Consider the following 13,958-nt stretch of genomic DNA (forward strand, 5'->3'; position numbering starts at 1 on the left):
TCAGACGCCTGCCTTGGGACGCATCGCGTGCTTCGGATCGGCCAGGACGACGTCGAAGTGGCGCACCGCGCACTCCACCCGGCTGAACAGGGCGTCGGGGCCGGCCACCACCAGCCGCGTCACCCCGCGCCTGCCCAGCTCGGCGAGGACCGCCGGCCAGTCCACCGGCTGCACGAAGTGGTCCCGGAGCATCGTCCTGAGCCCCTCGGCGGTGTCGATGAGCCGGCCGTCCTGGTCGGCGAGCACCGGCAGTTCGGGGTCGCGCAGCGGCAGGGCGTCGATGACCTCGACGGCGGCCCGGTCACGCAGCCCGGTGAAGAGCGAGGAGTGCATCGGCGGGCGCATCGCGTACAGCGGCAGCGAACCGATCTTCCGCAGCCGGCCGGTGAACGCCTCCAGATGCTCCTCGCGCAGCGAGATCATCTCGAAGCCCTTGTCGAGGCGGCAGGACAGGTCGTACCACTCGCCCCGCTCGTCCATCCCGGCGAGCAGCTCGCGCAGCCCGTCGACGGGAGCCCGGACGAAGGACTGGGTGACCACGTCCCGGTGCTCGGTGGCGAAGTAGTCGGCGGTGCAACGGGCCAGCCGGGCCGTCATCACCACCGCGTCGGGGAAGTCCAGCGCACCGCAGAACGCCATCAGCGGCTTCTCGCCGAAACTGGGCCCCGCGCAGATCCCGGCCTCGGCGCCCAGCTCGGCGCGGGCCCACTGGGCGAGCGCCGTCGAGGCGACCATGAAGGCGACCTGCGCCGCCTCCGAATAATCCTCGCCGGACTCACGGAACCGGTCGAACACCGAGTAGCCCAGGGCCTCGTCGGCGATCGGCAGGAGATCGCGGGCAAAGGTATTCAGAAGCAGAAACCTGCCCAGGTCGGAGAAACGGGTGGGACCCATTCCTGGAAACACCATTGCCGTAGTCATCGCTGAAACCCGCCTTGTCGCGAACTGGCCTCGTCCGGTCTTTTCTACGGGCTGTCGCAAGGGGGAGTAACCCCTATGTCTCCCCGCCCGCTCCCCTTAGCAACACCCATACCGGACAGGGAATAGGGGTGGGCTGCCGGAGGGTAGGGGGTCGATGCTGTGGCACCTGCTTCGACGCCGCGGCTTCAATGAGGTTCAGGCTGTTTCATCAATCGCTGCAATCGCCTGACCGAGTGGACCTGACCGAGTGGATGGGTGAACCGAACCATGACCATTGCCGAGGACATCACCTCGACCGGGCCGCAGACGCTGGCCCCGGTGACGGGACAGCTCCCGCCACCGCGGCAGGACCCGAGGTCCCGGGTCGCGCTGCTCAACCTGGTCAAACAGACGGTCAGGGACGGACCGGGGCCGCGCGCGACGGAACAGCAGTGGGCCAAGGGCAAACTGACCGTTCACGAACGGCTGGAACTGCTCTTCGACGAGGGCACGTTCACCGAGATCGAACCGCTGCGCCGGCACCGTGCCACCGGCTTCGGGCTGGAGAACAAGCGCCCCTACACCGACGGTGTGGTGACCGGCTGGGGCGAGGTCATGGGCCGCACGGTCTTCGTCTACGCCCATGACTTCCGGATCTTCGGCGGCTCGCTGGGCGAGGCCCACGCCGAGAAGATCCACAAGGTGATGGACCTGGCAGAATCGGCCGGCGCACCCCTGGTCAGCCTCAGCGACGGCGCCGGGGCCCGCATCCAGGAAGGCGTCACCGCGCTCGCCGGCTACGGCGGCATCTTCCGCCGCAACGTCCGCTCGTCGGGCGTCATCCCGCAGATCAGCGTGATGCTCGGCCCGTGCGCGGGCGGCGCCACCTACTCCCCGGCCCTCACCGACTTCGTCTTCATGGTGCGCGGCACCTCGCAGATGTACATCACCGGGCCCGACGTGGTGCAGGCCGTCACCGGCGAGAAGATCTCCCACGACCAGCTCGGCGGCGCCGACGTGCACGCGTCCGTCTCCGGCGCGGCCCAGTTCGTCTACGAGGACGAGGCCGAGTGCCTCGCCGAAGTCCGCTACCTGCTCTCGCTGCTGCCCTCGAACAACCGGGAACTGCCGCCGGCCGTCACCACGGCCGACCCGGCCGACCGCCGCAACGAGTCGCTGCTGGAACTGGTGCCGGCCGACGCCACCCGCGCCTACGACATCCGGCCGGTGATCGAGGAGATCGTCGACGACGGCGACTTCTTCGAGGTGCACGCCGCCTGGGCCACCAACATCGTCTGCGCGCTGGCGCGGCTGGACGGCCAGGTGGTCGGCATCGTGGCGAACCAGCCGGCGTCCCTGGCGGGCGTCCTGGACATCAACGCCTCGGAAAAGGCCGCGCGGTTCGTCCAGATGTGCGACTCGTTCAGCATTCCGCTGGTCACCCTCGTCGACGTGCCGGGCTTCCTGCCCGGCAGCGCGCAGGAGCACGGCGGCATCATCCGGCACGGCGCGAAGCTGCTGTACGCGTACTGCAACGCCACCGTGCCGCGGATCCAGGTCATCCTCCGCAAGGCCTACGGCGGTTCGTACATCGTCATGGACTCGCGGTCCATCGGCACCGACCTGTCCTTCGCCTGGCCGACCAACGAGATCGCGGTCATGGGCGCGGAGGGCGCCGCCAACGTCGTCTTCCGGCGCGAGATCGCCGCGGCCGACGACCCGGACGCGGTCCGCGCCGAGCGCATCAAGCAGTACCAGGAGGAACTGATGCACCCCTACTACGCGGCGGAGCGCGGTCTTGTCGACGACGTCATCGACCCCGCGGAGACCCGTTCGGTGCTGATCCGCTCGCTGGCGATGCTCCGCACGAAGCACGCCACGCTCCCGTCCCGCAAGCACGGAAACCCGCCGGTGTGACGGCCATGACGACACCGAGCGCACCGGCCGCGGAAGAGCCGGCAGCAGATGTGGGCGCCGACGAACTGCTCATCCAGTTCGTCCGCGGCGAGCCGGACGACGAACAGGTGGCCGCCGCGACGGTGGCCCTCCTCGCCGTCCTCCGGCAGAAGGCCGTGGCCGACGACGACCAGGGCGGACGGGGCGGGCAGAGCAGCCGGCCGCCGCGCTGGACCCCCGATGGCTACAGCCCGCCGGGCGCCTGGGCCTACGGCTGACCGACACCAACCTTCCGCCTGTGCCCCGGATCCGCTGAGGATCCGGGGCACGGTCATGTCACCGTGGCCGCCGCACGGTCATGTCCCCCGTGGCCGCCGTGGGCGGAGCCGGGCAGCGACGCAGTACCGAACCGGGGCAACACTGAACCCACCGCCTCACTCACTGAGGCGGTGGGACGGTGGGGGGAGCGTTGGCGCGGGTTGGGGTCAGGCCGTCTGGTGCGCGCGGCGCGCGGCGACGGCCTTCGGGTAGCGGATCGTGAAGAGCACGGGGATCACGAAGCTGGCGACCTTGACGACGATCATGGGTGTCGTCGCGTGCGCGTCGGCGCGGATGATGAAGGCCAGCACGACGGCGGCGGCCGCGAAGGCGAGCCCCCACACCTGCGTGATGACGGCGTTGGTCCGGTAGAACGCCTCCGTGCGGGCGACCTTCTCCGGTACGAGTTTGCGTGCGATGCCGAGGGTGAACGGCCGACGGATGAGCAGCGAGCCCCAGGCGGTGAGGGCGAGCCACGCGTCGACAAGAGCCGGCCCGTAACGGACCAGATCCGAGTCCGGTTGCGCGTAGGACAGCCAGGCGATCCCCGCGAAGAACACGAACGCGCTGGTCTCGATCACCATCTCGTCCCAGTTCTTGCCGGACTTGCGATCGCGCCAGATCACCACTGTGGCGATCCCGAGCCCGACCAGTGCACCCTTGCGCCAGTCATCGCTTGTGGCGACGAAGGCATAGGCGATCCACGGGAGGAAGCTGATGAGGTAGCGGGTCATGGATAGCTCCTTTCTCGCATCCATTGCGACAGGTGGGACTAAAGCGCCCCTAAAGCGATCCACGGCCCGCAAGGGCGTCAAAAAAGGCTACCCCCGTTGGGCGGGCCGTGCACAGGTTTCGCTTTAGCCGTCCGCAAGGAGCCGATCGCACGCTCTCGTGGATATCGCTCCACGGTCCACCGGAGCGTTGGATACGCATCTGGAGGAATCCATGGCCCGCCGCCTTTTCACGTCGGAATCGGTTACCGAGGGACACCCCGACAAAATCGCCGACCAGATCAGTGACTCCGTACTCGACGCACTCCTCGGGCAGGACCGCACCGCCCGGGTCGCTGTCGAAACCCTGATCACGACCGGTCAGGTGCACATTGCCGGCGAGGTCACCACGTCCGCGTACGCCGATATTCCGGCGATCGTGCGGCAGACGGTGCTGGATATCGGGTACGACTCGTCCGCGAAGGGATTCGACGGGGCTTCGTGCGGTGTGTCGGTCTCCATCGGTGCGCAGTCCCCGGACATCGCGCAGGGCGTCGACGCGGCGTACGAGTCGCGGGTGGAGGGCGGCGAGGACGACCTCGACCGTCAGGGCGCCGGTGACCAGGGCCTGATGTTCGGGTACGCGTGCGACGACACGCCCGAGCTGATGCCGCTGCCTATCGCCCTCGCCCACCGCCTCTCCCGCCGGCTCTCCGCGGTCCGCAAGAGCGGCCGGCTGGCGTATCTGCGCCCGGACGGCAAGACCCAGGTCACCATCGAGTACGACGGCAGCAAGGCCGTCCGCCTCGACACCGTCGTGATCTCCAGCCAGCACGCGCCCGACATCAGCCTGGACTCCCTGCTGGCCCCGGACATCCGGGAGTTCGTCGTGGAGCCGGAGCTCGAAGCCCTCGGCCTCACCCTGTCGACGGAGGGCTACCGGTTGCTCGTCAACCCGACCGGGCGGTTCGAGGTGGGTGGTCCGATGGGTGACGCGGGGCTGACCGGCCGGAAGATCATCGTCGATACGTACGGCGGGATGGCCCGGCACGGTGGCGGCGCGTTCTCCGGCAAGGACCCGTCCAAGGTGGACCGTTCGGCCGCCTACGCGATGCGCTGGGTCGCCAAGAACGTCGTCGCCGCCGATCTGGCGACGCGCTGCGAGGTCCAGGTCGCCTACGCCATCGGCAAGGCCGCCCCCGTCGGGCTGTTCGTCGAGACGTTCGGCACCGAGACCATCCCCGTGGCCCGCATCCAGGACGCCGTCAGCCAGGTCTTCGACCTGCGCCCGGCCGCCATCGTGCGCGACCTCGACCTGCTGCGGCCCATCTACGCGCAGACCGCCGCCTACGGCCACTTCGGCCGGACGGACGCCGACTTCACCTGGGAGTCCACCGACCGGGCGGCCAAACTCCGCCAGGCCGCCGGTCTCTGACAGCCGGCCGAGGAAGAGCACCGGAGGAGTGAGTGACTGAGATGCGCACCGCCATCACAGGATCCATCGCAACCGACCATCTGATGGTCTTCCCCGGTCGGTTCACCGACCACCTGGTCGCCGACCAGCTCCAGAACGTCTCCCTGTCCTTCCTCGCCGACACCCTGGAGGTCCGGCGGGGAGGGGTGGCGGCGAACATCGCGTTCGGCATGGGCCAGCTCGGCCTCGCCCCGGTACTGGTCGGCGCGGTCGGCCCGGACTTCGCCGACTACCAGGTCTGGCTCAAGCAGCACGGCGTCGACACCGACTCCGTCCAGGTCTCCCACGAGCACCAGACGGCCCGCTTCGTCTGCACCACCGACTCGGTGCAGAACCAGATCGCCACGTTCTACGCGGGCGCCATGGCCGAGGCCCGCCGGATCGCCCTCGCCCCCGTCACGGAACGCGCCGGCGCCCTCGACCTGGTCGTCATCGCCCCCAACGACCCCGAGGCGATGCTCCGGCACACCGCCGAATGCCGTGAGCTGGGCATTCCCTTCGCGGCCGATCCGTCGCAGCAACTCGCGCGCCTGGACGGCGAGTCGGTGCGGCTGCTCCTCGACGGCCCGCGCTTCCTCTTCAGCAACGAGTACGAGGCGGCGCTCCTCCAGGAACGCACCGGCTGGAGCGCGGACCAGGTGCTCCAGCGCGTCGGCACCTGGATCACCACGCTCGGCGCCAAGGGCGTCCGCATCGAGCGCGCGGGCGAAGCCCCGATCCTCGTACCGGCCGCCCCGACCACCGGCGCCACCGAACCCACCGGGGTCGGCGACGCCTTCCGCGCCGGGTTCCTCGCCGGCGTCTCCTGGGATCTCACCCTGCGGCGCTCGGCCGAACTGGGCTGCGCGCTGGCCACCGTCGTCCTCGAATCGGTCGGCACCCAGGAGTACCACCTGGACCGCACCGACCTCCTCAGCCGGCTGCGGACCGGCTACGGCACCGCGTCCGCCACTGAGCTCGAACCGCGGCTGTCCTATTTGGCGAGGTCCCTGTGAGCGTGAGCCAGAAGAGCCAGAGGAACCAGAAGAGTCAGAAGAGCCAGGAGAGCCAGGAGAGCCGGGAGAGGGTGCGGCTGCTGCGGGACGCGTTCGCGTCGCGGGTGGTGGTGGGCGATGGCGCGATGGGCACGATGCTGCAGGCGCAGGACCCGTCGCTGGACGACTTCGAGAACCTGGAGGGCTGCAACGAGGTTCTGAACGTGACGCGGCCGGACATCGTCCGGTCGGTGCACGAGGAGTACTTCGCGGTGGGTGTCGACTGCGTCGAGACCAACACCTTCGGTGCGAACCTGGCGGCGCTGGGGGAGTACGACATCCCCGGCCGCATTCATGAACTCTCGCTCTCCGGCGCCCGGTTGGCCCGTGAGGTGGCGGACGGTTTCGCCACGCCGGACCGGCCGCGCTGGGTGCTGGGCTCCGTAGGACCCGGCACCAAGCTCCCGACCCTCGGCCACGCGCCCTATGCGCTGCTGCGGGACGGCTACGAGGAGAACGTCGCCGGCCTCATCGACGGCGGCGCGGACGCGATCCTGGTGGAGACCACCCAGGACCTGCTCCAGACCAAGGCCGCCATCGTCGGCGCCCGGCGGGCGATGAGCTCCGCAGGCATCCAGCTGCCGCTGATCTGCCAGGTCACGGTGGAGACGACGGGCACGATGCTGCTGGGTTCCGAGATCGGCGCGGCGCTGACGGCGCTGGAGCCGCTCGGCATCGACATGATCGGCCTGAACTGCGCCACCGGCCCCGCCGAGATGAGCGAGCACCTGCGCTATCTCGCCCGGCACGCCCGTATCGCCGTCTCCTGCATGCCGAACGCCGGGCTGCCAGTGCTGGGCAAGGACGGCGCGCACTACCCGCTGTCGCCGGAGGAGCTCGCGGACGCCCACGAGACGTTCGTGCGCGAGTACGGGCTGTCCCTGGTGGGCGGCTGCTGCGGCACCACCCCTGAGCACCTGCGGCAGGTCGTGGAGCGGGTGCGGGGCCTGGAGCTGTCGCCGCGCGATCCGCGCCCGGAGCCGGGTGCGGCGTCGCTCTACCAGACGGTGCCGTTCAAGCAGGACGCGTCGTATCTCGCGATCGGTGAGCGGACGAACGCCAACGGGTCGAAGAAGTTCCGTGAGGCCATGCTGGAAGGCCGCTGGGACGACTGTGTCGAGATGGCCCGCGACCAGATCCGCGAGGGTGCGCACCTGCTGGACCTGTGCGTGGACTACGTGGGCCGTGACGGTGCCGCGGACATGGCCGAGGTCGCCGGTCGCTTCGCGACGGCGTCGACGTTGCCGATCGTACTGGACTCCACCGAAGTGCCCGTCCTGCGGGCGGGGTTGGAGAAGCTCGGTGGCCGGGCGGTCATCAACTCCGTCAACTACGAGGACGGCGACGGCCCCGAGTCCCGGTTCGCGCAGATCACGGCGCTGGCCGCCGAGCACGGCGCCGCGCTGATCGCGCTGACCATCGACGAGGAGGGTCAGGCACGGACCCCGGAGCACAAGGTCGCCATCGCCGAGCGGCTGATCGAGGACCTGACCACCAACTGGGGCATCCTCGAATCGGACATCCTGGTGGACTGCCTGACGTTCACGATCGCGACCGGCCAGGAGGAGTCCCGTAAGGACGGCATCTCGACGATCGAGGCCATCAGGGAGCTGAAGCGCCGCCATCCCCTGGTACAGACGACCCTGGGTCTGTCGAACATCTCCTTCGGCCTCAACCCCGCCGCCCGTGTCGTGCTGAACTCGGTCTTCCTCAACGAGTGCGTGGAAGCCGGCCTCGACTCCGCCATCGTGCACGCCAGCAAGATCGTGCCGATCGCCCGGATCCCCGAGGAGCAGCGGGAGATCGCCCTCGACCTGGTCTACGACCGGCGTCGTGAGGGCTACGACCCGTTGCAGGCCTTCCTGGCGGCCTTCGAGGGTGTCGACATGAAATCGGTGAAGGCGGGGCGTGCGGAAGAGCTGGCCGCGCTGCCGCTGGACGAGCGCTTGCAGCGGCGGATCATCGACGGTGAGAAGAACGGCCTGGAGCAGGATCTCGATGAGGCGCTGACCGTTCAGTCGGCTCTGCAGATTGTCAACGACACGCTGCTGGAGGGCATGAAGGTCGTCGGTGAGCTGTTCGGCTCCGGTCAGATGCAGTTGCCGTTCGTGCTGCAGTCCGCGGAGGTCATGAAGACCGCGGTGGCGTATCTGGAACCGCATATGGAGAAGTCCGACGCGGAGGGCAAGGGCACCATCGTGCTCGCCACGGTTCGCGGCGACGTCCATGACATCGGCAAGAACCTCGTCGACATCATCCTGTCGAACAACGGCTACAACGTCGTGAACCTCGGGATCAAGCAGCCGGTGGCGGCGATCCTGGACGCGGCCACCGAGCACAAGGCCGACGTGATCGGCATGTCGGGTCTCCTCGTGAAGTCCACCGTGATCATGAAGGAGAACCTGCAGGAGCTCAACCAGCGCAAGATGGCCGCCGACTATCCGGTGATTCTGGGTGGAGCGGCGCTGACCCGCGCCTATGTCGAGCAGGACCTGCACGAGATCTACGAAGGCGAGGTCCGCTACGCCCGCGACGCCTTCGAGGGCCTGCGGCTGATGGACGCGCTGATCGCCGTCAAGCGCGGCGTCCCCGGCGCCACCCTCCCCCCGCTCAAGCAGCGCCGCGTCGCCGCCGTGGACCGTCCCGCACGCGGTCCGGTGACCCCGGAACTGCTGCCCGCCCGCTCCGACGTGGCGGCCGACAACCCCGTCCCGAAGGCGCCGTTCCTGGGGACGCGGATCGTGAAGGGCATTCCGCTCGCGGAGTACTCCTCCTGGCTGGACGAGCGGGCCACGTTCATGGGCCAGTGGGGGCTGAAGTCCGGCCGTGGGGGCGGGCCTTCGTACGAGGAGCTGGTCGAGACGGAGGGCCGGCCGCGGCTGCGGATGTGGCTGGACCGGCTGCACACCGAGAACATGCTCGAAGCGGCCGTGGTCTACGGCTACTTCCCCTGTGTGTCCAAGGGCGACGACCTGATCATCCTGGACGAGAAGACCGGCGGCGAGAGCCACCGCTTCACGTTCCCCCGCCAGCACCGCGACCGGCACCTCTGCCTGTCGGACTTCTTCCGCCCCGAAGGCAGCGGTGAGCCGGACGTCATCGCGCTCACCGTCGTGACCATGGGGAACAAGGTCTCCGAGGTGGCGAACGAGCTGTTCGCCGCCAACGCCTACCGCGACTATCTCGAACTGCACGGCCTTTCCGTCCAGTTGACCGAGGCGCTGGCCGAGTACTGGCACGCCCGGGTCCGCTCCGAGCTGGGGATCGCGGGCGCCGACCCGGACAACCTGGACGCGATGTTCCGCACCGAGTACCAGGGCTGCCGCTACTCGCTCGGCTATCCGGCCTGCCCGGACCTGGAGGACCGCGCCAAGATCATGGACCTGCTCAAGCCGGAACGCATCGGCGTCGTCCTCTCCGAGGAGTTCCAGCTGCACCCGGAACAGTCCACCGACGCGATCGTCATCCACCACCCGGAAGCCAGCTACTACAAGGCGTAAGGAGGACCGTGCCCACCATGTCGACCACGCTGACCAGCAACAACCTGCGCGATGTCCTCGCCGCCGGGCAGCGCACGTTCTCGTTCGAGTTCTTCCCCCCGAAGACGGACGCGGGCGAGCGCGTCCTGTGGGACGCGATCCGCCGCATCGAGGCCGTCGGACCCACCTTCGTGTCCGTCACCTACGGCGCCGGCGGCTCCTCCCGCGACCGGACCGTGGACGTCACCCGGCGCATCGCCACCGAGACGACGCTGCGCCCGGTCGCCCATCTGACCGCGGTCGGCCACACGGTGGCGGAGCTGCGGCAGATCGTCGGCCGGTACGCGGACGCCGGGATCCGCGACGTCCTCGTCCTGCGCGGCGACCCGCCGGGCGACCCGCGCGGCCCGTGGCAGCGGCATCCCGGGGGCCTGGACCACGCGGCGGACCTCGTCGAACTCGTCCGCTCCATCGGTGACTTCAGCATCGGCGTGGCGGCCTTTCCGGAACGCCACCCCCGCTCCCTGAACTGGGACGACGACATCCGGCACTTCGTCGACAAGTGCCGGGCGGGCGCCGACTACGCCATCACCCAGATGTTCTTCGACGCGGACGACTATCTGCGGCTGCGGGACCGGGTGGCCGCCGCGGGATGCGACACCCCGATCATCCCGGAGATCATGCCCGCCACCGACGTCCGGCAGATCCGGCGCTTCGCGGAGCTGAGCGACGCGACCTTCCCGCCCGGGCTGGCCGAGCAGCTGGCGGCGGCGCAGCACGACCCGGAGAGCGCCCACCGGATCGGGGTCGACCACGCGACGCGGCTGGCCCAGCGCCTGCTCGACGAAGGCGCCCCCGGCCTGCACTACATCACCCTCAACCGGTCCACCGCGACGCTTGAGATCCACCAGAACACAAGGAGCGCAGATGCCGTCCCTCACCGCCGCTGATTTCAAGGTCGCGGACCTCTCCCTCGCCGCGTTCGGCCGCAAGGAGATCATCATGGCCGAGCACGAGATGCCCGGTCTGATGTCGATCCGCGCCGAGTACGCGGCGTCCAAGCCGCTGACCGGCGCGCGGATCACCGGCTCGCTGCACATGACGATCCAGACCGCCGTCCTCATCGAGACCCTGGTCGCGCTGGGCGCCGAGGTCCGCTGGGCGTCCTGCAACATCTTCTCCACCCAGGACCACGCGGCGGCGGCGGTCGCGGTGGGCCCGAACGGCACCCCCGAGGACCCGCGGGGCACCCCCGTCTTCGCCTGGAAGGGCGAGACGATGGAGGAGTACTGGTGGTGTGCCGAGCAGGCCGTCACCTGGCCCGACGGCGGCCTGAACATGATCCTGGACGACGGCGGCGACGTCACCCTCCTCATCCACAAGGGCGTCGAGTTCGAGAAGGCCGGCGCCGTCCCGGACTCCGCCGAGGGCGACTCCGAGGAGTACGGCTACATCCTCGACCTGCTGCGCCGCACCCAGACGGAGAGCCCCGGCAAGTGGACCACCGCGGCCGCCCTCATCAAGGGCGTCACCGAGGAGACCACGACCGGCGTCCACCGGCTCTACGAGATGCAGCGCGACGGCGGTCTGCTCTTCCCCGCGATCAACGTCAACGACTCCGTCACCAAGTCGAAGTTCGACAACAAGTACGGCTGCCGCCACTCGCTCATCGACGGCCTCAACCGCGCCACCGACGTCCTGATCGGCGGCAAGGTCGCCGTCGTCCTCGGCTACGGCGACGTCGGCAAAGGCTGCGCGGAATCGCTGCGCGGCCAGGGCGCCCGGGTCGTCATCACCGAGATCGACCCGATCTGCGCACTGCAGGCGGCCATGGACGGCTACCAGGTCACGACCCTGGAGGAGGTCGTCGCCGAGGGCGACATCTTCGTGACGACGACCGGCAACAAGGACATCATCATGGCCGCCGACATGGCCAGGATGAAGCACCAGGCCATCGTCAGCAACATCGGCCACTTCGACAACGAGATCGACATGGCCGGCCTCGCCAAGGTCCCCGGCATCGTCAAGGACGAGGTCAAGCCCCAGGTCCACACCTGGAAGTTCCCCGACGGACACACCATCATCGTCCTGTCCGAGGGCCGCCTGATGAACCTCGGCAACGCGACCGGTCACCCCTCCTTCGTGATGTCGAACAGCTTCGCCAACCAGACGATCGCCCAGATCGAACTCTTCACCAAGACCGCCGACTACCCCATCGGCGTCTACGTGCTCCCCAAGCACCTCGACGAGAAGGTCGCCCGCCTCCACCTCGACGCCCTCGGCGTCAAACTCACCACCCTGCGCCCGGAGCAGGCCTCCTACATCGGCGTCCCGGTCGAGGGCCCGTACAAGGCGGACCACTACCGGTACTGATCGCGCCCGGTTGATTCACCCGGTTGAATCACCCGGTAGCGGTGGGTGGAAAGCGTGACGTGACGGGCGCTGCGGGGTTCATCTCCATGTGAACGGAACCTCGCAGGCCCGGCCGCCGCGCTTCAACCTCCGCCTCCCTGTGTCTCTTCGGGCGCTCGCCGATCCGGCCGCGGTGCTGGCGGGGGCCGTCCTCGTCGGGGTGCGGGCGCTGCGGCTCGGGCAGTGGACCGTCGACGACGCGGCCATCACGTACGCCTACGCGCGCAGCATCGACGAGGGGTACGGCCCGGCCCAGCAGGCCGGCGCCCCGCCGGTGGAGGGGTACTCCAACCCGGCGTGGCTGGCGCTGCTGGTGGCCGGGCGGCGGCTGCGGCTGTTCGACCACGGGGCGCTGTTCGGGGTCTCGGACCTCGTGTGGTTCCCCAAAGCGCTGGCGCTGCTGTGCGTGATCGGGATGCTGGCCGCGGTCTCGTTCGCGGCGCGGGCGGTGCTGCCGGGGCGGGCGTGGGCCGTGACGCTGCTCGCCGGTGCGGCGATGGCCGGGAACTTCTCGCTGGTGGTCTGGCTGTTCTCCGGACTGGAGAACCCGCTGTACGGCCTCGCCGTCACCGCCCTCGCGGCCGTCCTGGCCCGGTCCGCCGTCCGTGACGACCTGCTGCGGCCGGGCACCGCCGTCGCGGCCGGCCTCCTCACGCTGCTCGCCGCGCTCACCCGCCCGGACGGCATCATCTACGCGGCCGCGTACCCCCTGACGACGCTGCTGCTCGTGCGCCGCCGGCGCATGGCCCGTGCGATCGCTTTGTCGACAGCGGCTTTCGCTCTCCCCTACGCGTCTCATCTGCTCTGGAGACATGCGGAGTTCGGCCGCTGGGTCCCCAACACCGCGGTCGCGAAGGCCCAGCGGGCGCCGGACCTGGCCGGTCTCGCGCACACCACCGAGCTGCTCTCGTTCGCCGGCTGGACCCTGGTCCTCGCCGCACTGGCCTGCACGGCCGCCGCACTCGCCCGCCCGGGTCCCGGCCGCCGGGCGCTGCTCGCCGTACTCGTCCCGCTGGCCCTCGCCCTGACCGCCTACGGGACGCTGCAGCGCGACTGGATGGCCCTCTACCGTTTCGCGACCCCGGTATGGACGCTCGCCGCCTTCGCCGGCGCGCTGGCCGCCGTCACCGTCTGGGACCGCGAACGGCCGCGCGGACGCGCGGTCCTGGCGGCGGCGCTCCTCGTCGGATCCGTCCTGTCACTGGCGGCACAGCGGCCCCGCGCGGCGGAGTTCCGGGCCGACCCGACGCTGTCGATGTGCTTCGTCGCCGACCGCTACGGCCGGCTGTTCAACAGCTACGCCGACCGGCTCGCCCTCCCGCCCGACGCCGGCCTCCTGCTCCCCGACCTCGGCGGCACCCTCCTGACGAGCCGCCTCCGTGTCACCGATCTCGCGGGTCTCACCGACCCGGCCATCGCGGACGCCTACGCGGCGAACGACACGACCCGCCTGCGCACCTACGTCTTCGACACCGTGCGCCCCACCTTCATCCACGTCCACAACCCCTGGGCGGCCATCTCCGGCCTCACCCCGGAAGCCCTCACCGCCCACGGCTACGTCCCGCTCTCCACCCGGACGGACACCGGCGACTGGATCCGCCACGACGCCGTCCCCGACCCCGCCCGCCTCACAGCCCTCCAACACACCACCCTCCCCGCCATCCCCCGATCCACCCACCTCCGCACCACGGCCCCCACCCACCCCTGCGGCCCCCGCCTCACCCCGGCGCCCTGA

10 protein-coding genes are annotated in these 13,958 nt (G+C 69.8%); 8 read left to right on the forward strand and 2 right to left on the reverse strand.

The features are described from left to right. Window positions 1–894, reverse strand: a complete 894-nt coding sequence (locus LNW72_RS27030) for an ACP S-malonyltransferase (protein WP_250977736.1) — start codon at window positions 892–894, stop codon at window positions 1–3. A 294-nt stretch (window positions 895–1,188) separates the two neighbouring features. On the opposite strand from LNW72_RS27030, the gene LNW72_RS27035 reads away from it, so the two are divergent. Next, on the forward strand, window positions 1,189–2,817 hold the full coding sequence (locus LNW72_RS27035; protein WP_250977737.1) for an acyl-CoA carboxylase subunit beta: 1,629 nt from the start codon (window positions 1,189–1,191) through the stop codon (window positions 2,815–2,817). A 5-nt stretch (window positions 2,818–2,822) separates the two neighbouring features. Continuing rightward, window positions 2,823–3,074 (forward strand): acyl-CoA carboxylase epsilon subunit, encoded by a 252-nt coding sequence (locus LNW72_RS27040; RefSeq protein ID WP_250977738.1) that lies wholly within the window; start codon window positions 2,823–2,825, stop codon window positions 3,072–3,074. A 207-nt stretch (window positions 3,075–3,281) separates the two neighbouring features. Here the strand turns inward: LNW72_RS27040 and LNW72_RS27045 are convergent, their stop codons facing one another. Continuing rightward, on the reverse strand, window positions 3,282–3,848 hold the full coding sequence (locus LNW72_RS27045; protein WP_164293354.1) for a hypothetical protein: 567 nt from the start codon (window positions 3,846–3,848) through the stop codon (window positions 3,282–3,284). Window positions 3,849–4,059: 211 nt separating this feature from the next. Between LNW72_RS27045 and metK the strand changes: the two genes are divergently transcribed. The 6 genes from metK to LNW72_RS27075 all read left to right on the forward strand — a co-directional run bounded on the left by metK (window position 4,060) and on the right by LNW72_RS27075 (window position 13,958). Beyond that, on the forward strand, window positions 4,060–5,259 hold the full coding sequence (gene metK / locus LNW72_RS27050; protein WP_250977739.1) for a methionine adenosyltransferase: 1,200 nt from the start codon (window positions 4,060–4,062) through the stop codon (window positions 5,257–5,259). Window positions 5,260–5,300: 41 nt separating this feature from the next. Continuing rightward, window positions 5,301–6,293 (forward strand): carbohydrate kinase family protein, encoded by a 993-nt coding sequence (locus LNW72_RS27055; RefSeq protein WP_250977740.1) that lies wholly within the window; start codon window positions 5,301–5,303, stop codon window positions 6,291–6,293. Between the two features lie 71 nt (window positions 6,294–6,364). Further along, window positions 6,365–9,832 carry a methionine synthase gene (gene metH / locus LNW72_RS27060; protein WP_250980328.1) on the forward strand — a complete coding sequence of 1,156 codons (3,468 nt, stop codon included), beginning with the start codon at window positions 6,365–6,367 and terminating at the stop codon, window positions 9,830–9,832. A gap of 17 nt (window positions 9,833–9,849) precedes the next feature. Next, on the forward strand, window positions 9,850–10,761 hold the full coding sequence (gene metF / locus LNW72_RS27065) for a methylenetetrahydrofolate reductase [NAD(P)H] (protein ID WP_250980329.1): 912 nt from the start codon (window positions 9,850–9,852) through the stop codon (window positions 10,759–10,761). Further along, window positions 10,739–12,184: an adenosylhomocysteinase gene (gene ahcY / locus LNW72_RS27070; RefSeq protein ID WP_250977741.1), complete on the forward strand. Its 1,446-nt coding sequence runs from the start codon at window positions 10,739–10,741 to the stop codon at window positions 12,182–12,184. Before metF ends, ahcY begins: the two co-directional genes overlap by 23 nt. A 139-nt stretch (window positions 12,185–12,323) precedes the next feature. After that, window positions 12,324–13,958: a hypothetical protein gene (locus tag LNW72_RS27075; RefSeq protein ID WP_250977742.1), complete on the forward strand. Its 1,635-nt coding sequence runs from the start codon at window positions 12,324–12,326 to the stop codon at window positions 13,956–13,958.

The sequence above is a fragment of the Streptomyces sp. RKAG293 genome, from assembly GCF_023701745.1.
Taxonomy (GTDB): Bacteria; Actinomycetota; Actinomycetes; order Streptomycetales; family Streptomycetaceae; genus Actinacidiphila.

Bases quoted from the DNA above. Each gene is read 5' to 3' on its own strand.
- LNW72_RS27030 (WP_250977736.1), bottom strand. From the start codon at position 894: ATGGGTCCCACCCGTTTCTCCGACCTGGGCAGGTTTCTGCTTCTGAAT.
- LNW72_RS27035 (WP_250977737.1), top strand. From the start codon at position 1,189: ATGACCATTGCCGAGGACATCACCTCGACCGGGCCGCAGACGCTGGCC.
- LNW72_RS27040 (WP_250977738.1), top strand. From the start codon at position 2,823: ATGACGACACCGAGCGCACCGGCCGCGGAAGAGCCGGCAGCAGATGTG.
- LNW72_RS27045 (WP_164293354.1), bottom strand. From the start codon at position 3,848: ATGACCCGCTACCTCATCAGCTTCCTCCCGTGGATCGCCTATGCCTTC.
- metK (WP_250977739.1), top strand. From the start codon at position 4,060: ATGGCCCGCCGCCTTTTCACGTCGGAATCGGTTACCGAGGGACACCCC.
- LNW72_RS27055 (WP_250977740.1), top strand. From the start codon at position 5,301: ATGCGCACCGCCATCACAGGATCCATCGCAACCGACCATCTGATGGTC.
- metF (WP_250980329.1), top strand. From the start codon at position 9,850: ATGTCGACCACGCTGACCAGCAACAACCTGCGCGATGTCCTCGCCGCC.
- ahcY (WP_250977741.1), top strand. From the start codon at position 10,739: ATGCCGTCCCTCACCGCCGCTGATTTCAAGGTCGCGGACCTCTCCCTC.